The sequence below is a fragment of the Streptomyces sp. NPDC002054 genome (assembly GCF_040296685.1).
Taxonomy (GTDB): domain Bacteria; phylum Actinomycetota; class Actinomycetes; order Streptomycetales; family Streptomycetaceae; genus Streptomyces.
The window spans coordinates 1-18,218 of the sequence record NZ_JBEOXT010000042.1 but is presented as its reverse complement, the minus strand read 5'-3'; the positions used below and the strand labels follow the sequence as shown (position 1 = coordinate 18,218).

The following is an 18,218-nucleotide window of genomic DNA, read 5'->3' as shown; positions in this document are numbered from 1 at the left end:
AAACGGGGCAAATGGGTGCGCCCCGAGACCCGGTCTGCGCCCGTCGGAGCCCGTCAGGCTCGGGGTGCGCAGCCCAGTACGTGCCGCTTCACCAGCAGACCGATCTCGGGATCCTGCCGGCGGAACGCCTCGATCAGGGCCTCGTGCTCCTCGGCGTAGGACTTCTGCACGGTCCCCAGCCAGCGGATCGACAGGGCCGTGAACACCTCGATCCCCAGACTCTCCCAGGTGTGCAGCAGCACGCTGTTCCCGGCCGCCCGCACCATCTCCCGGTGGAAGCCCACCGTGTGCCGCACCTGCGCGGTACCGTCCCCCGCCCGGTCGGCCTCCCACAGGGCCGCCACGTGCGGCTCCAGGGCACTGCAGTCCGTCGCCAGCCGCGGGGCGGCCAGCTCGGCCGCGATCTGCTCCAGGCCGGCCCGGACCGGATAGATCTCCTCCAGATCGGCCGCGGACAGGTTCCGCACCCTGACGCCCTTGTTGGGCGCCGACTCGATCAGCCGGAGCGTCTCCAGCTCGCGCAGGGCTTCCCGTACGGGCGTCTGGCTGACCTCCAGCTCCACGGCGATCCGGCGCTCCACGATGCGCTCACCGGGCTTCCAGCGCCCGCTGACGATGCCCTCCACGATGTGCTCGCGGATCTGCTCGCGGAGCGAATGCACCACGGGTGGCGTGATCATCGGGGTTTCATCTCCTGGGAGGTCGCGCAGGGGTCCTGATGCCTGATGAGGGTACTGATGCGTAGACAATACGGCGCCCCCGCCCTGTGCGAAGCGTCCGCGAGCAGGTACCGCGGGTGAGGCTGGTTACAGGACCGCCGCGGCCAGGACGCGCTGCATGAGCGCGCCCAGGGCCGCCGCGTGCTGCGGGTGCCGGCCGATCAGGCCGGCGATCTCGTCGAGCGCGCGGTCGCGTTCGGCAGGGGTGGCGGGGGGCCAGTCCTCGGCGGCGAGGCCGTCCAAGGAGTGGGTGACGTCCAGGGCCGAGGCGAGGGCGGAGTGGATGCGAGCGGTGAACTCCTCTTTGTGGACGATGAGTTCGAGCGTGACCGCGGCTGCGATCGCAGCGGAGGGGGGCTGTGGTGCGGCAAACAGCTCCCGCAGCCGGTCCTGCAGGGCCGCACGGTCGCCGATGTACGCATAGGCAGCCGGGATCCCGTCGGTGTGGGCGAGGGACACCAGGGCGACGTGCACGGCTCGCACGGGGGTGTGGGACCCGGAGGCCAGCAGCTGGAGTGCCAGGTCCGAGAGGAGGACCTCCGCGTGCTCGGCGAGATGGTGCTGCGATTCCTCCCAGTCGAGGGTGGCCATCCACGCGTGGAGGAGGTCGGCGGTGATGTACGGGCGGAAGGCAGCCTCCGGACCGACTGTCGATGCCGCACGCGCGATGGCGAGCAGCTGTCGGCCCAGCCGGCTGGTCAGCGCGATTTCCTCCAGCGCCGTCATTGCATCGGCCGAACTGAGCTCCTCCTGGTGTTCCTCCCAGAACGTTCGCGCGGCAGCCCAGCCGGGACATCGGATCCATTCAAGCGACAGATGGATCATGGCCTCGGGCACGGCCAACCAAGCAGGGGGCTCACTCCCGGTCTGCTCCCGCCACATCGCCGTCACCCGGTCCGTACACGTGCTGTCGGACTGGCTGTAAGCGCGGAGCCGAATCCTGGCCAGTACGGCGGCGGTGCCCGCGGGCGGTGAGGTGGCGAGCTCGATCAGGGTGCGTACACCGGGCCCGGCGTCCGGCAGAGTCAGCTGGTGGACCGCGCGGCCGACCGCCAGCTCGCGGGCTGCCTCCGGATGCGCGGCCAGGGACCGCTCGGCCTCCTCGAACGCGGCGAGGGCCTGCTCTGCCGGGGCCAGGAGAGCAAGGGTGTTGAGGGCTGTGAGGAGGCCCGAGGAGTAGCGGACGGGGGCGGCCTGGGCCAGGGCCCGGTACAGCGCGACGGATTCGGTGGCGGCGGCGCATGCCTCCGGCCCGTCACCGCTGTCGTGCCGGATGGCTGCCAGGTTGCCGAGGGCCAGGGCGAGGTCGGGCAGGTGGGCTGCGGGATTGTCCTCGGCGAGCGTCCGGTAGAGCCCGGTGGCCTCGGTGATGAGGGCCAGCGCCCCCGGCCGGTCCCCGGTCTTACGGAAGACGGACGAGAAATTGTTGAGGAGTGCGGCCAGGCCGGGCAGATGGGCTGCGGGATTGTCCTCGACGAGGGCCCGGTAGAGCGCAACGGCTTCGGTGCCGGTGGCCAGCGCCCCCGGCCTGTCCCCGGTCTCGAGCTGGGCGCAGGCCAGCGTGCCGAGTGAACTCGCCAGCTGGGCGGTGTGAGCGGCGGGATTGGCCCGGACGAGGACCCGGTAGATGCCAGTGGCCTCGGTGCTCGTGACCAGCGAGCCCGGCCAGTCCTCGCTTTCGCGTTGGCGGGTGGCGAGGTTGATGAGCGACGCGGCCAGGTCGGGGGTGTGGGCGGCAGGGTTGGCCAGGGCGAGCGTGCGGCGGATGGCGACCGCTTCTGTGATGGCGGCGAGATCGTTCTCCGTGTCTCCGGTCAAGGGCTGGTGACTGGACAGGTTGTTGAGGGCCCGGGCGAGGTCGGGTAGATGAGCAGCGGGATCGGCCTCGGCCAGGGTCCGGTACAGCCCGGTCACTTCGATGGCCGCCGCCAGTCCGCCCTCCCGATCGCCGTTCTCATGCCGGGCGGTGGCGAGATTGTGCAGTGAGCCGGCGAGGCTGCGGAGGTAGGCGGCGGGGTTGACCTCGGCGAGGGACCGGTTGATCCGGGTGGCTTCGGCGATGGTGACGAGCGCCCCCTGCCAGTCGCCGTTGTCTCCCTGGATCGTGGCCAGGTTGTTGAGCGAGGCCGCAAGGCTGGGGATGTGCACGGCGGGATCGTCCCCGGCGAGGGTCCGGTGGAGCCGGGTGGCTTTGGTGATGGTGACGAGCGCCTCCTGCCGGTCGCCGTTGTCCCCCTGGACCATGGCCAGGTTGTTGAGGGCCATCGCGAAGTCGGACAGGTAAAGAGACGGGTTCACCTGCGCGAGGGCCTGGTGGAGCCGGGTGGCTTCGATGCCGGTGGCCAACGCACGGGCTCGGTCGCCGTTCTCGCCCTGGAGGGTGGCGAGGGTGTTGAGGACCAGGGCGAGGTTGGGAAGATGAGCGGCGGGATCGGCCTCGGCCAGGGTCCGGTACAGGTCGGTGGCTTCGAGGGCCGTGGCCAGGCCGCCTTCCCGATCGCCGTTCTCACGCTGGGCGGTGGCGAGATTGTGCAGTGAGCCGGCGAGGCTGCGGAGGTAGGCGGCGGGGTTGACCTCGGCGAGGGACCGGTCAATCCGGGTGGCTTCGGTGAGAGTGACGAGCGCCCCGTGCCGGTCTCCGCTTTCGTTCCGGAATTTGCCTAGGTTGTTGAGCGAACTGGCGAGCTGGGGCAGGTAGGCGGCCGGATCCGCTTCGGCTAGCTTCCAGTGGATCCGGGCGGCCTCGGCGCTCGTGGTCACGGCGCTCGGCCGGTCGCCGATGGCCGACTGGAACACGGCCAGGTTGTTGAGCGAGGAGGCCAGGAGGGGGGTGCGGCCGACGGGGTCGGCCTCGGCCAGGGAGCGGTGGATGGCGGCGGCCTCCAGGGCCAGTGGCACGACCTCGGCCCGCTTGCCGCGCTGGTTCCGTGCGTAGGCGAGGTCGTCGAGAGCCAGCGCGAGATGCGGGAGGAACAGCCCGGGTCGGAGGTCGGCCAGCTCGCGGATCAGCGCGATGCCCTCGGCTTCCGCCATCACGGCGTGATGGGCGAGGGACCGGGGGACGTACGGGTTCGTGAGCGCCAACGCGGCGGATTCCTCCGCCTCCGCCAGCGGCCCCAGCAGCCCCACCATCGCCCGCATGATCCGGTACGCCGCCTCGGGCGAGCCGTCCGCCAGCAGGTGCTCGGCGAACTCCCGGTGGTAGAGCCGGTACACCGCCTGCGTGCCGTCGTCGTCCTCCACCACGTACCGGCCGTACGTGTTGAGCAGCCAGTCCACGTCCGCCGCGGTGTACTCCGTACCCTCCGGGCCGAGCGCGGACGCCGCCGCCTCCCAGACACCCGAGGCCGGCATGCCGCCTCCGGCACTCCACGCCAGCGCGGTGAGCAGATCCCCGGCCGCGCCCGGCAGCAGCTCGCCGTTCCGGTACCGCTGCGGGCCCTCCGCCAGGTCCTCGGTGAACGCGGCGCTGATGGAGGCCGGGAGGAAGCGCTCCCAGTTCGTCGCACCCCCGTCCTCCGCGTCGGCCGACCGGAACCGTCGGATCACCGAGTCCGTCGCCATCCGGGCGAACAGGAACCCCCCGTGCCCCACCGATGCCCGGCCCGCGATCAGCCGGGCCGCCGCCGCGGCGCCCTCGGCCGGGAGGCCGCCCGAGCCGGTCAGCCGGCGTCGGCCGTACTCCTCGATGTCCGCCGCGGTGTCCGTCTCCTCGTCCAGGCTCGCCGCCCGCGCCCGGGTGTCCAGCAGCCGGCTCACCGCCCGGTCCAGCGGCTCGCCCGGCGCCGACCCGGGGTTGAACGGCCGGTCGCGGGAGCCGAGCAGGACGCAGGTCAGCCGGCTCAGCGGGGCCAGCAGCTGTTCGACGATCCGGCCCGCCTGGTCCGGGGCCGCCTCGTCGAGGCCGTCCAGGACCAGCACCGGGCGCCGGCCGGCCGACTCCGGCCACTCCTGCTCGACCTCGGCGATCAACGCCGCCGGGGTCGCCGGCACCGGCAGCCGCAGGGCCTCCGCCAGAGCCTCGGCGAGCTGCTGCACCGTCGACCCGCGCAAGTGCAGGGACACATCCACGGAGCCCTCACCCGGGTCCGGGTCCTCGGGGGCAAGGGCGTCGTGCGCCCGGATGTCCGCCCGGTGCGGAGCACTGGACAGGGTCGAGATCCGCCCCAGTACGGCCGATTTGCCGCAGCCCGCGCTGCCCGTGACCAGGAACAGCCCCGGCTCGCCCGCCTGCAGCCAGCCCACGATCTCGCCGAGCACCCGCCGCCGGCCGCTGAAGAACCAGCCCTCGTCGACCCGGTCGGCCCCCCGTGCGGCCCGCACCAGATGCTCCACCAGCTCCGGCTCCCGGCCGGCCCGGGCGCCCTGCCAGCGCGGGTTGGCGAACATCGCCCGCTCCTCGCCCAGGGTGGCGATGACCGGCCGCTGGCCCGTCTCCCCGGGCCACTGGGCCCCCACGGCCTGGATCACCGCCGCCCCGCTGACCCGGGCGTTGCGGCGGCTCCACTGGTGGCGGTACTCCGTCGCCCGCGGCCCCTCGCGCAGCACCTCGGCCACGGTGTCCAGCAGCACCCCCCGGCCCTCGGCCTGCTCCCGGGGCCGGCAGCTCGCGATCACTCCGAGCCAGGCCGCCCGGTCGGGCGGCAGGCTGCCGCCCGACAGACTGCCCAGCGCCTTGTTCAGCGCCTCCATCACCCCGGCACCCGCGTAGCAGGTGTCGATCAGCATCAGCACCTGATCGGCCCGGCCGGCCAGGGCGGCGGCCGTCAGCAGGCGGGCGGCGTACGTCTCCTCCTCGTCCTCCGGGTCCCGCGTATCGCCCACGATCAGGCGGAGCTCGGCGTCGGCCCCGAGCAGGCCGTGCCCGGACCACAGGACGACGGCCGGTCCGTTCCCGCCCTCCGCCGCCCAGTGCGTCCGCCAGTCCCGGACCCGGGCCTTGAGGGTGTCGCGGCCGGGGTCGGCGAGGACGGTCGGGGTGTAGCCGTAGCCCTCCAGCAGGGTGCACAGCGCGCGCATCTGCTCGGCGGCACCGGTCAGGGCCGGGAAGGCGCGGGGGTCCGCGTAGTTCTCGACCACCACACCCAAGGCGGTGCCACGGACGGTGCCCTGGGCTGTGCTGTGGACTGTGTCCGGCGTCCCCTGTCCGCCCGCTGCGGCCGGCACCGAGGACATGCCCTGCTCAGTCATCGGGGCCACCCACCAGGGTCAGGGCCGTCACCGCGCCCTCGTCGGTCCGGTCCGGCCGCACCACCAGCCGGTACCCGCCCGGAGCCGGCGCCGGGTACGTCGCCGCGTACCGGCCGCCGCCGAGGTTGCGCAGGGAGCGCAGGACGGGCCGGCCGCCCGCGGCCGGATGCAGTTCCGCCGTCAGGGCGAGCCTGTCGTGGCCGTCGGCCGCCACCGGGACGGTCACCGTGACCTCGTACGGGTCGCCCGGCTCCAGCAGGCCGGGGGCGTGGACGCCCAGTGGCGGGCCGGCCCCCTCCCCGCCCCGGTGGAACGGCGGCTCCTGACCCAGCAGGCGGATCAGGGTGTCCCGTACGCCCGGGTTGTTCTGGAGCGAGCCGTGCTGTTCGCAGGCGGTGTGGGACTCGGCCACCAGGTGCCCGGTGCGGTCGGCGTTGGCCGGGCGGGCGGCGAGGCGGGGCACCGTGCCGTCGCCGCCCTCGTCCGTGCCCCCGATGGTCTCCAGCAGCACCAGCCGGCCCTCGGCCTCGGCGTACCGGGCGGTGGTGGCGGTCGGCTGGTGGACTCCGACGACGGCGTGCAGCTCCGTACGGTCCTGCCGGTCCGCGGCGGAGCGCAGCGCGGCATGGAACCGGGCCGCGTCCGCCAGCAGCTCCGGATCGACCCCGGGCAGCCCCGGCAGGTCACGGGCGTACTCCAGGCCGCCGTCCGGGCCCGCCAGACAGGCGTAGTCGGGGGCCAGCTGGTGCAGCGAGGGAAGGCTCCGGGCGAAGGCGGTGAGGTCCAGGCCGAGCGGGCCCCAGCCCTTGTGCAGCCCGTTGACCAGGTGGCCGAGCGCATCCAGGGAGCCGCGGTGCGGGGTGCCCAGGGTGATCACGCGCCGGGTGACCGCGTGGCCGCCGAGGCATTCGACGTAATGGCGGGCGACCAGTCCGCCCATGGAGTGGCAGATGAACACCACACGGGCACCGGCCTGCCCGGGGCGGGCGGCGCGCCGGCGTTCCAGGGCCTCCTCCACCCGCCGCTTCAGCAGCCCGGCGTTGTAGCGGCAGGACAGCCGCCAGTCGTACGGGAAGTCCAGCAGGTTGTCGCCCGGGGTCAGCCCGAAGGTCCGGGACAGCCAGGACATCAGGCCGGTGTAGCCGTCGATGGGCTCCCACAGGCCGGGGACCACGTGCAGGTCCGGCATCAGCCCGACGGGCCGGACGCCGTCCCCGGGATGGTCGTCGCCGGTGCCGGCCGGCAGCCGGAGGTTCTTGAGGGAGCCGCCCAGGGTGCGGACGGCCCGCAGGAGCGTGCCGCCCGACAGGTCCCAGACCGGCCGTCCCTGCGCGTCCGCGAGCCGGCTGCCCATGATGCCGGGCACGACGACGACCAGGTCCTCCACAACGCCCCCCAGTGCTCTGTCCGTTGTGCGGAGCACCACAGTAGGGCCGGTACGACGACGGCGCCCCCGTCCGGAGGAAATCCGGGCGGGGGCGCCGTACGAGCCCTGGGGCGGTGTGCCTTGGGCGGGGGGCCTTACAGGCCGAGCTCGACCTCGAACTCGCCGGCTTCCAGGATCGCCTTGACGGCCGAGAGGTACCGGGCGGCGTCCGCGCCGTCCACCAGACGGTGGTCGTAGGACAGCGTCAGGTACGTCATGTCGCGGGCGCCGATGACGGTGCCCTCGGCGGTCTCCATGACCACCGGGCGCTTGACCGTGGCACCGATGCCCAGGATGGCGACCTGGTTCGGGGGCACGATGACCGTGTCGAACAGCGCACCGCGCGAGCCGGTGTTGCTGATGGTGAAGGTCGCGCCGGACAGCTCGTCCGGAGTGATCTTGTTGCCGCGGACCTTGGCGGCCAGGTCGGCGGTCGCCTTGGAGATGCCCGCCAGGTTGAGGTCACCGGCACCCTTGATGACCGGGGTCATCAGGCCCTTCTCGGAGTCCACGGCGATGCCGATGTTCTCCGAGTCGAAGTAGGTGATGGTGCCCTCGTCCTCGTTGATCCGGGCGTTGACGACCGCGTGGGCCTTCAGCGCCTGGGCCGCGGCCTTGACGAAGAACGGCATCGGGGACAGCTTGACGCCCTCGCGGGCGAGGAAGCCGGCCTTGGCCTTCTCGCGCAGCTTCATGATCTTGGTGACGTCCACCTCGACCACGGAGCTGAGCTGCGCCTGCGAGTGCAGGGCCTTCATCATGTTGTCGCCGATGACCTTGCGCATGCGGGTCATCTTGACCGTCTGACCGCGCAGCTCGGACACCGCGGCGGCCGGAGCCTTGGCGGCGGGAGCGGCAGCGGCGGCCGGAGCCGGGGCAGCGGCGGCGGCCTTGGCGGCCTCGGCGGCGGCCAGGACGTCCTGCTTGCGGATACGGCCACCGACGCCGGAGCCCGTGACGGTGCTCAGGTTGACGCCGGACTCCGAGGCGAGCTTGCGCACCAGCGGGGTCACGTACGCGCCCTCGTCGCCCGAGACGGCCGGGGTGACCGGAGCCGGGGCGGCGACCGGAGCGGCCGGAGCGGGAGCCGGGGCCGGAGCGGCCGGGACGGCGGGAGCCGCGACCGGAGCGGCCGGAGCGGCCGGAGCCGGAGCCGGGGCGGGCGCGGCCGGGGCGACCGGCGCGGCCACGGGGGCCGGAGCCGGAGCGGCGGCCGGAGCCGGAGCGGCCGGGGCGGCAGGCGCGGCGGGAGCCGCACCGGCAACACCGATCACGGCGAGACGGGCGCCGACCTCGGCGGTCTCGTCCTCGCCCACCACGATCTCCAGCAGGGTGCCGGAGACCGGCGCCGGGATCTCGGTGTCGACCTTGTCGGTGGAGACCTCGAGCAGCGGCTCGTCGGCCTCGACCGTCTCGCCGACCGACTTCAGCCAGCGGGTGACGGTGCCCTCGGTGACGGACTCGCCCAGGGCGGGGAGTACGACATCGGTGCCGGAGGCAGCATGGCCCCCGGCAGTTGCAGCAGCCGCGGCGGGAGCCTCGGCGACCGGGGCCGGAGCGGCCGGGGCCTCGGCGACCGGGGCCGCGGGGACCTCGGCAACGACCGTCTCGACGGCCGGAGCCGCGGCCGGGACCGGGGCGCCGGAGCCGTCGTCGATGACGGCCAGCTCGGCGCCGACCTCGACGGTCTCGTCCTCGGCGACCTTGATGGAGGCCAGAATGCCGGACACGGGCGAGGGGATCTCGGTGTCGACCTTGTCGGTCGAGACCTCGAGCAGCGGCTCGTCGGCCTCGACGCGCTCGCCCTCGGCCTTCAGCCATCGGGTGACAGTGCCCTCTGTGACGCTCTCACCGAGCGCCGGAAGGGTTACGGAAACCGCCATGGTTTCAGTTGCTCCTTACGAAAGTGCGGAAGTGGTCGTCGCGCCCGTGACTGCTAGTCGTGGGAGTGCAGCGGCTTGCCGGCCAGGGCCAGGTGGGCCTCGCCGAGAGCCTCGTTCTGGGTCGGGTGCGCGTGGATGAGCTGCGCGACCTCGGCCGGCAGGGCTTCCCAGTTGTAGATCAGCTGGGCTTCGCCGACCTGCTCGCCCATCCGGTCACCGACCATGTGGACGCCGACCACGGCACCGTCCTTGACCTGGACGAGCTTGATCTCGCCCGCGGTCTTCAGGATCTTGCTCTTGCCGTTGCCCGCCAGGTTGTACTTGAGGGCGACGACCTTGTCCGCACCGTAGATCTCCTTGGCCTTGGCCTCGGTGATACCGACGGAGGCGACCTCGGGGTGGCAGTACGTCACGCGCGGCACACCGTCGTAGTCGATCGGGACGGGCTTGAGGCCGGCCAGGCGCTCCGCGACGAGGATGCCCTCGGCGAAGCCGACGTGCGCCAGCTGCAGGGTCGGGACGAGGTCGCCGACGGCCGAGATGGTCGGCACGTTGGTCTGCATGTACTCGTCGACCAGGACGTAGCCGCGGTCCATCGCGACGCCCTGCTCCTCGTAGCCCAGGCCCTGGGAGACGGGGCCGCGGCCGACGGCGACCAGCAGCACCTCGGCCTCGAAGGTCTTCCCGTCGGCCAGGGTCACGCGCACACCGTTCTCGGTGTACTCGGCCTTGTCGAAGAAGGTGCCCAGGTTGAACTTGATGCCGCGCTTGCGGAACGCGCGCTCCAGCAGCTTCGAGCTGTTCTCGTCCTCGACCGGGACGAGGTGCTTGAGGCCCTCGATGACGGTGACGTCGGAGCCGAAGGACTTCCACGCCGAGGCGAACTCGACGCCGATGACGCCGCCGCCCAGGACGATCGCGGACTGCGGGACGCGGTCCAGGACCAGCGCGTGGTCCGAGGAGATGATGCGGTTGCCGTCGATGGTCAGACCCGGCAGGGACTTCGGCACCGAGCCGGTCGCCAGCAGGACGTGGCGGCCCTGGATGCGCTGCCCGTTGACGTCGACGGACGTCGGCGAGGAGAGGCGGCCCTCACCCTCGATGTAGGTCACCTTGCGGGAGGCGACCAGGCCCTGCAGGCCCTTGTACAGGCCCGAGATGACCTCGTCCTTGTACTTGTGCACGCCGGCGATGTCGATGCCCTCGAAGGCGGCCTTGACACCGAACTGGGCGGCTTCGCGAGCCTGGTCCGCGACCTCACCCGCGTGCAGCAGAGCCTTAGTGGGAATGCAGCCGTTGTGCAGGCAGGTGCCACCGAGCTTGTTCTTCTCGATCAGGGCAACGTCCAGACCCAGCTGGGAAGCGCGCAGCGCCGCGGCGTAACCGCCACTGCCACCGCCGAGGATCACTAGGTCGAAAACGGTGCTGGCGTCGTTCGCCACGTCACGTCCTCCATGCATGTGCGCCGGGCACCGGTCCTTGGGTGACCGGGCGGCGGCTGGTAATCGGCCGCTTGTCTTTCGGCCCTGTGGTGGGGGCCCTGTCCTGCCGAGGACCCATCTTCGCATGACCGAACAAACAGCGCGGCCCCGGGCTTCCCAGCCCGGGGCCGCGGTGACCGGGTGACTACCCCAGGTCGCCGGTGGCCGTACGCTCGGCCAGCCGGACCAGGGTGCGGACCGCGGAGCCGGTGCCGCCCTTGGGGGTGTAGCCGTACGGGGCACCCTCGTGGAAGGCCGGGCCGGCGATGTCCAGGTGGGCCCAGGTGATGCCCTCGCCCACGAACTCCTGCAGGAACAGGCCGGCCACCAGGCCGCCGCCCATCCGGACACCCATGTTGGCGATGTCGGCGGTGGGGGAGTCCATGGACTTGCGCAGGTCCGCCGGGAGCGGCATCGGCCAGGAGGCCTCGCCGACCTCCTCCGCGATCTCGTGGATGGAGGTGCGGAAGGCGTCGTCGTTGGCCATGATGCCGAAGGTGCGGTCGCCCAGGGCCATCACCATGGCGCCGGTCAGGGTCGCGACGTCGATGATCGCGTCCGGGTTCTCCTCGGAGGCGCGGGTCAGCGCGTCACCCAGGACCAGCCGGCCCTCGGCGTCGGTGTTCAGCACCTCGACGGTCTTGCCGCTGTACATGCGGAGCACGTCGCCGGGGCGGGTGGCGGAGCCGGAGGGCATGTTCTCGGCGAGCGCCAGCCAGCCGGTGACGTTGACCTCCAGGCCCAGCTTGGCGATGGCCACGACGGCGGCGAACACGGCGGCGGCGCCGGACATGTCGCACTTCATCGTCTCGTTGTGGCCGGCCGGCTTGAGGGAGATGCCGCCCGAGTCGTAGGTGATGCCCTTGCCGACGAAGGCGAGGGTCTTCGCCGCCTTGGCGTGGGTGTAGGCGATCTTGACCAGCCGCGGCGGGTTCTCGGAGCCCTTGCCGACACCCATGATGCCGCCGAAGCCGCCCTTGACCAGCGCCTTCTCGTCCAGCACCTGGACCTTGATGCCGAGTTCCTTCGCGGTGGTCTGGGCCACGGCGGCGAAGGCCTCGGGGGTGAGGTCGTTCGGCGGGGTGTTGACCAGGTCGCGAGCGATGTTGACCTCGCTCGCGACGATCTTCGCGCGCTCGGCGGCGGCCTTGTGGTCCTTGTCCCGCGGCTTGGCACCCAGCAGGGTCACCTCGGTGAGCGGGCCCTTCGGGGCGTCGCCCTTGCCGTTCTTCTTCTCGCCGCCCTGGTAGGCGGTGAAGGCGTACGCGCCGAGCAGCGCGCCCTCGGCGACCGCGGTCACGGCCGAGGCGTCCTCCAGCGGCAGCGCGAACGCGGCCTTCTTGGTGCCGGTCAGCGCACGGGAGGCGGCACCGGCGGCACGGCGCAGCGCCTCCTCGTCGTAGGACTCGTCCTTCTCCGGGACGGAGCCGAGTCCGACCGCCAGCACGACCGGGGCCTTCAGGCCGTCCGGAGCCGGCAGCTTGGTGATCTCGCCTTCGGCGCCCGAGGCACCGAGGGCGTCGAGCACGGTGGCGAGCTTTCCGTCGAACGCCTTGTCCACGGCCTCGGCGCCGGCGGCCACGACGGGGCCCTTGGGGCCCTTCGCCACGCCGACCACGAGGGCGTCGGCGCGCAGCGTCGCCGCGCCGGCAGTGCTGAGAGTCAGAGCAGTCACGGTGGTGAGGTCTCGCTTCCGTATGTGTGATGTGGGGCACGTGGCCCATGCCGGGATCGCCGGCCGTCCGCAGCGATCGTATTCCGGCTGGGCAGCCGCCAGAAATGAGCGTACGCGCACGCTGTCGTCCGTACGGCACTCGAAGGTTTGGCAGGTTGTTCGATCAACAGACCTTCAGGTTCACCCATCTGTGGCGACTGTTCAACGTTTGCCTTTTAGGCCTGACGGGGTCCGACAGACTCGAGCCACTCTCGCAAGGGGACGCGGGGTTCCTTTGCATGATTTCCACAGAGCCTCCCCGGCCCGGCACAACCGCCAAGGGCCGTTGCCGAGGGATGCCTGCGGGGGGAAAGGCCGAAATGGTCAACAAGAATCGGATGAACAGGGCTGCCGCCGCATGGGCCGTGGCAGCGCTGGTGTCCGTGGCGGTTCCCGCCTCGGCTGCCGCAGCCGCCGAGACGGCCGCGGTACCGCGCATCGACCTGAAGGTGCTCGTCGTCGACGACGGCGGCAGCTCGATCGATGCAATCACCGCCGAACTCCGGGACACCGGGGTTCCGTACACCCGCATCGAACTGGGCAGCGGCAACCGCCCGGTGATCAACGCGGGGTTCCTCAGCGACACCGTCGACGGACGGCCGCGGGCGAAGTTCCAGGGGGTGGTACTGCCCAGCGAGAACCCGTTCGGCGAGGGCTCCGCCGAAATGGCCGCGCTGGCCGCGTACGAGACCGCGTACGGAATCCGCCAGGTCGACGCCTACACCTGGGCCCACCCCGGGGTCGGACTCGAATACACCGACAACGGCGGATACGCCGGCCAGCTCGACGGCACCCGCGCCGCGATCACCCCGGCGGGCAAGGCCGGCCCCTTCGGCTACCTCGGCGGCGAGGTCACCTTCGAGGACAACTCCGCCCTGATCCCGGAGAGCTTCGGCTTCATGGGACAGCCGCGCCCCGGCTACACCAGCTACCTCGACGCCCCGGTCGGCGCCGGCCGGGCCTCGCTGCTCGGCGAGTACGTCCACGACGGGCGCAGCGAGCTGGTCGTCACCTTCGGCTACAACCAGTACCAGCGGCAGTACCGGCTGCTGGCCCGCGGCATCGTGGACTGGCTCACCCAGGGCGTCCACCTCGGCCAGGGCCGCAACTACTTCGCCGTGCACGTGGACGACGTCTTCGCGCCCGACGCCCGCTGGAACTCCGAGCTCAACTGCACCCCGGGCGACTACGCCTGCGCGGGCGGCGAGGGCAAGGAGAGCACCATCCGGATGACCGCGGCCGACGCCCAGTACGCCGCCCAGTGGCAGCAGGCCAAGGGCTTCAAGCTGGACATGGTCTTCAACGCCGGCGCGGGGGAGGAGTGGAAGACCGAGAACGGCGGCACCGACGCCATGACCGCCCAGCTGCTGGCCGACCGGGCCAAGTACCGCTGGATCAACCACACCTATAAGCACCCCTTCCTCGGCTGCGTCCAGAACACCGCCACCGCCCCCTGGAGCTGTGCGAAGAACACCCAGGGCGCCACCCAGTGGATGAGCCGCGCCGAGATCGCGGCGCAGATCCGCGACAACCACAACTGGGCGGTCCGCAAGGGCATTTCGCTGGACCGCACCGAACTGGTCACCGGCGAGCACTCGGGCCTGAAGACCCTGCCGCAGCAGCCGCAGGACAACCCCAACCTGGCCGGTGCCCTCGCCGACAACGGGGTCCGCTGGATCGCCAGCGACAACTCGCGCGAGCCCGCCCAGCGCGGGGTCGGCACCGCACTCACCGTGCCGCGGCACCCGATGAACGTCTACTACAACACCGGCACCAACGCCGAGATGGCCGACGAGTACAACTGGATCTACGCCAGCCGGGCCGACGGCGGCAGCGGGATCTGCGAGGACAACCCGGGCACCTCCACCTGTCTGCCCGAGCCCCTCGACCCGGCCACCGGCTACCTGACGTACATCGTCCCGCAGGAGGCCCGCACCGCCCTCCGGCACGTCCTGGCCAACGACCCCCGCCCGCACTACGTCCACCAGTCCAATCTGGCCGAGGACCGCACCCTCTACCCCGTCCTCGACCAGGTCCTCGACACCTACCGCACCCTCTACGCGGCCAACACCCCGGTCGTGAACCAGAGCCAGAAGGACACCGGCACCGAGCTCCAGCGCCGTGCCGCCTGGGACAAGGCGTTGGCCGAGGGCAAGGTCACCGCCTACCGCATCGGCACCACGGTCACCGTCAAGGCACCCACCGGGGTCCTCGCCCCGCTCACCGCACCCGAGGGCACCCGCAAGCAGCTCCTCCTCGGCACCGCGGTGTACGGCGCCGCCTACGCCGGAACCCGCTCGGCCTGGACCGGGCCCGAGGTCCTCCAGTCGGCCATCACGCTCAAGCTGCCCAGCTGACCGAACCGCCTTTCCGCGGCCGAGCGGGGCCTCTGGTCCCCGCTCGGCCGCAGTCCTGCGCACACACGCCCACACATCCAGTCCGGGGGGACACACCGCAATGAGCCATGGGCGTCACGTCACCATGCTCACCGAAGGCACCTATCCACACGTCCACGGGGGCGTCAGCACCTGGTGCGACCAGCTCGTCAGGGGCATGCCGGAGGTCGACTTCCAGGTCATAGCGCTGACCGGCAGCGGTCGCGAACCGGTCGCCTGGGAGCTGCCGCGCAATGTCTACCGGCACACCGCCGTACCGCTCTGGGGTCCGCCGCCCGGCCGCAGCCGGCGCGCCGTCCTGCGGGGCCGCGACCACCGCCGCTTCACCGAGACCTACGAGCACTTCCTGCTCTCGCTCCTCGATCCTCCCCCAGCTACCGCTGGGGGTACCCCCACCCACGGCGGCTTCGGCGAAGCCCTGCGCACCCTCGCCCGGCTCGCCCGGTCCGGGCGGCTCGCCCCGGCCCTGCGCTCCGAATCGGTCCTGCGCACCCTGATGCGGGTCTGGACCCGCCCCGGCCTGGCCACGGCCGGCGCCGCACCCACCATCCACGACGCGCTCACCGCCACCGACCTGCTGGAACACGCGCTGCGCCCGCTCGCCGTCCGCATCCCGCCGGACAGCGTCGCGCACGCCGTCAGCAGCGGCCTGGCCACTCTGCCCGCCCTCGCCGCCGCCTACCTGGACGGGGTGCCGTTCCTCCTCACCGAGCACGGCATCTACCTGCGCGAGCGCTACCTCGGCTACCGCAGTGCCGAACAGCGCTGGCCGGTCAAGGCCCTGATGCTCGGCTTCTACCGGGAACTCAACTCGGAGGGCTACCGGCAGGCCGACCTGATCACCCCGTGCAACAAGTACAACCGCCGGTGGGAGGAGCGCGGCGGCGCGCCCGCCGACCGGATCCGCACCGTCTACAACGGCGTCGACCCGCTCCGCTTCCCCGAGGCCGGTCCCGAACCCGAGGTGCCGACCCTCAGCTGGTGCGGCCGGATCGACCCGATCAAGGACCTGGAAACCCTGATCCGCGCCTATGCGTTCATGCGCCGGGAGCTCCCGGTGCTGCGGCTGCGCCTGTTCGGACCGGTCCCGGCCGGCTGCGAGGACTACCGTGTCCGGCTGGAGAAACTCGCCGCCGAACTGGGGGTCGCGGACGGCATCACGTACGAGGGCCGGATCGACGACGTGGCGAAGGCCTACGCGGCGGGCAGCGTGGTGATGCTCTCCAGCATCAGCGAAGGCTTCCCCTTCAGCATCATCGAGGCCATGTCCTGCGGCCGGACCACCGTCTCCACCGATGTGGGCGGGGTCCGCGAGGCCGTCGGCGACACCGGACTGGTGGTCCCGCCCCGCGAACCCGAACTGATGGCCAGGGCCACCCTGGCGCTGCTGCGCGACGACGCCCGCCGCGCCGAGCTCGGCCGGCTGTCCCGGGAGCGGGTGGTGGAGAAGTTCACCCTGCACCAGTCGGTGGACGGCTTCCGGCACATCTACCGCGAACTGGCCGGCCAGCCGGTGCTGCCCGTCCACCCCGGCGACAGCTGGACCCAGCGGCTCGCCGACCCCTGGTACAAGGAGCTCGCGGCGGACGGGAGCGTGTGGTGAGCGGATCCCTCTGGCTCAAGCCGCCCGGCGCCCCCGGTGGCGGCGGTGGCCCCGGCTCAGGCTCCGGCCGGGACACCCTGCCGGCCATCCCCCGGCCGCGCCGGGAAGGCCCCGTTGCCGCCGACCCGATGGAGGAACTGGCCCTCCGCCTCGACCCGTTGGTCGCCGCCGCCGTTCACCCGGACGAGATCGCCGCCCTCCTGGAGTCCGACGGGATGACGGACGAACACATCCGGCTCACCTACGGCCGCCAGGACTCCTTCGGCCTCGCCGAGGACCTGTACACCCGGATCCCGCGGGCCTTCCCGGAACCGGCCGCCGCCCCCGACCCCTGGCGGGTCTCGCTCACCGCCTGCCTGCTCCGCGGGGTGATCTTCGCCCTGCCCGGGCTCGCCTACCTGCTGGGCGCGCCCCTGCTGGAAGGCCCGCCGGACCGGCTCGGCCTGCCCGCCGGGACCCTGACCCTGCTCGCGGGCGCGCTGATCGGCTGGGTGTGGGACCAGACCCTGTCCCACCGGGCGTACTCCTGGCTGGGGCTGGGCGACCGGGCGGCGGCCGGCCGCACCCTGCTGGTGGGCGCCCCGGCCGGCGCCCTGCTGGGAACCGCCACCGCCTGCGCCGTCCCCGGCGGGCCGCCCTTCAGCTACGCCTTCGCCGCCGGGCAGGCGCTGTACGTCGGCGCCGCCACCGTCCTGTTGGTCCTCGGCCGGGAGCGGCTGCTGTTCTTCGCCCTCGCCCCGATGGCGGCGGGCGCGGCGGCAGCCCTGGCGGTCGGCCTCCCGGTGCCGCTGCGGATCGGCCTGCTGCTGGTGTCCCTGCTCGCCGCGTGCACCCTCGCCGTCCGGGAACTCCCGCTGGCCGAGGGCGTACGGAGGGCCGTGCGCCGGGTCCGGGGCCTGCTGGCCCGGCGGCCCGGCGAGGGCCCGGTGCGGTGGCGGGTGCTGCGGGGCGGCGAGGACGACTTCGCCCCGCGCGGGCCGCGGCTCGCGGACTCGGTGCCGTTCGGGGTGTTCGGGCTGGGCACCGGTCTGCTGGTGCTGTACGCCGCGCTGGGCGAGGTCCTGGCGGGCGGCCCGGCCGAGGCGGTGGCCGCACCGTCCGCGGTGGCCCTCACCCTCAGCATGGGCCCGGCCGAATGGCTGCTCCACCGGTTCCGCAGCGGCAGCCTGGCCGGGCTGCGGGCGGCCCGCTCCCCGCGGGCGTTCCGGCGGGCCATGGCGCTGACCCTGGGCCACTGCCTGGCCGCGTACCTGTCGGTGCTGCTCGCCCTGGGCGTGGTGGGCACCATGCTGTGGCCCGGCGCGCCGGGCCTGAACGGGGTCCGGGTCGGCACGCTGCTGCTGCTCGGCACGGTGATGTGGACGGGTCTGCTGCTGCAGTCCTTCGGGGCGATCCGGATCGCGGCGGCGGTGTGCGCGGCTGCGGCGGTGGTGCAGAGTGCGGCGCTGCTGTTCGGGCTGGGGCAGCCGCGGGTGGTGCAGCTCGTGGTGGCCGGGGCTGCGGCTGCGGCCCTGGCCACCCTGGTCTGCACCCTCCTGGGCCGCGCCACCTCCCACCGCTGACCCCGCGCCCCGCTGCGCGGAGCCGCCGCGCCACCTTCCACCGCTGCCCCCGCCGTCCGCTGCGCGGAGCCTTCCCCCACCCCGCCCCTCCCCGAAACCGGGGCTCCGCCCCGGACCCCGTCGGGGTGCACGGGCTCCGCCCGCACCCTGATTCGGGGCTCCGCCCCGGACCCCGCCCGTGGGGCTGCGCCCCACACCCCTGAACCTCTCCGGCACCACCGCGGTGAAGTTCGGCAGCAAGCCG

The 18,218-nt window shown here is 72.7% G+C and carries 9 protein-coding genes; 3 read left to right on the top strand and 6 right to left on the bottom strand.

The features are described from left to right. Nucleotides 1–53: 53 nt before the first annotated feature. From ABT123_RS31150 to ABT123_RS31125, 6 genes are all read right to left on the bottom strand, one after another. The gene (locus tag ABT123_RS31150; RefSeq protein WP_351320841.1) at nt 54–677 is read right to left on the bottom strand and encodes a GntR family transcriptional regulator; all 624 of its coding nucleotides are present in this window, start codon (nt 675–677) and stop codon (nt 54–56) included. Between the two features lie 129 nt (nt 678–806). Then, on the bottom strand, nt 807–5,909 hold the full coding sequence (locus tag ABT123_RS31145) for a tetratricopeptide repeat protein (protein ID WP_351320762.1): 5,103 nt from the start codon (nt 5,907–5,909) through the stop codon (nt 807–809). Further along, on the bottom strand, nt 5,902–7,296 hold the full coding sequence (locus ABT123_RS31140; RefSeq protein ID WP_351320760.1) for an esterase/lipase family protein: 1,395 nt from the start codon (nt 7,294–7,296) through the stop codon (nt 5,902–5,904). Before ABT123_RS31140 ends, ABT123_RS31145 begins: the two co-directional genes overlap by 8 nt. A gap of 134 nt (nt 7,297–7,430) precedes the next feature. Then, nucleotides 7,431–9,218 (bottom strand): 2-oxoglutarate dehydrogenase, E2 component, dihydrolipoamide succinyltransferase, encoded by a 1,788-nt coding sequence (sucB, locus tag ABT123_RS31135; RefSeq protein WP_351320758.1) that lies wholly within the window; start codon nt 9,216–9,218, stop codon nt 7,431–7,433. A 53-nt stretch (nt 9,219–9,271) separates the two neighbouring features. Beyond that, nucleotides 9,272–10,660: a dihydrolipoyl dehydrogenase gene (gene lpdA / locus ABT123_RS31130; RefSeq protein WP_150210209.1), complete on the bottom strand. Its 1,389-nt coding sequence runs from the start codon at nt 10,658–10,660 to the stop codon at nt 9,272–9,274. Nucleotides 10,661–10,844: 184 nt separating this feature from the next. Further along, nucleotides 10,845–12,374, bottom strand: coding sequence for a leucyl aminopeptidase (locus ABT123_RS31125; RefSeq protein WP_351320756.1), 1,530 nt, complete (start codon nt 12,372–12,374; stop codon nt 10,845–10,847). Nucleotides 12,375–12,733: 359 nt separating this feature from the next. On the opposite strand from ABT123_RS31125, the gene ABT123_RS31120 reads away from it, so the two are divergent. The 3 genes from ABT123_RS31120 (at nt 12,734) to ABT123_RS31110 (ending at nt 17,974) form a co-directional block, all read left to right on the top strand. Further along, nucleotides 12,734–14,770 (top strand): hypothetical protein, encoded by a 2,037-nt coding sequence (locus ABT123_RS31120; RefSeq protein WP_351320754.1) that lies wholly within the window; start codon nt 12,734–12,736, stop codon nt 14,768–14,770. Nucleotides 14,771–14,870: 100 nt separating this feature from the next. Further along, nucleotides 14,871–16,412: a GT4 family glycosyltransferase PelF gene (gene pelF, locus ABT123_RS31115; protein WP_351320752.1), complete on the top strand. Its 1,542-nt coding sequence runs from the start codon at nt 14,871–14,873 to the stop codon at nt 16,410–16,412. Then, nucleotides 16,409–17,974, top strand: coding sequence for a hypothetical protein (locus ABT123_RS31110; RefSeq protein ID WP_351320750.1), 1,566 nt, complete (start codon nt 16,409–16,411; stop codon nt 17,972–17,974). Before pelF ends, ABT123_RS31110 begins: the two co-directional genes overlap by 4 nt. The last annotated feature ends 244 nt before the right edge of the window (nt 17,975–18,218 follow it).

Excerpts from the sequence above, each read along its gene's own strand:
- ABT123_RS31145 (WP_351320762.1), bottom strand. The coding sequence starts at position 5,909 with ATGACTGAGCAGGGCATGTCCTCGGTGCCGGCCGCAGCGGGCGGACAG.
- sucB (WP_351320758.1), bottom strand. The coding sequence starts at position 9,218 with ATGGCGGTTTCCGTAACCCTTCCGGCGCTCGGTGAGAGCGTCACAGAG.
- ABT123_RS31120 (WP_351320754.1), top strand. The coding sequence starts at position 12,734 with ATGGTCAACAAGAATCGGATGAACAGGGCTGCCGCCGCATGGGCCGTG.
- pelF (WP_351320752.1), top strand. The coding sequence starts at position 14,871 with ATGAGCCATGGGCGTCACGTCACCATGCTCACCGAAGGCACCTATCCA.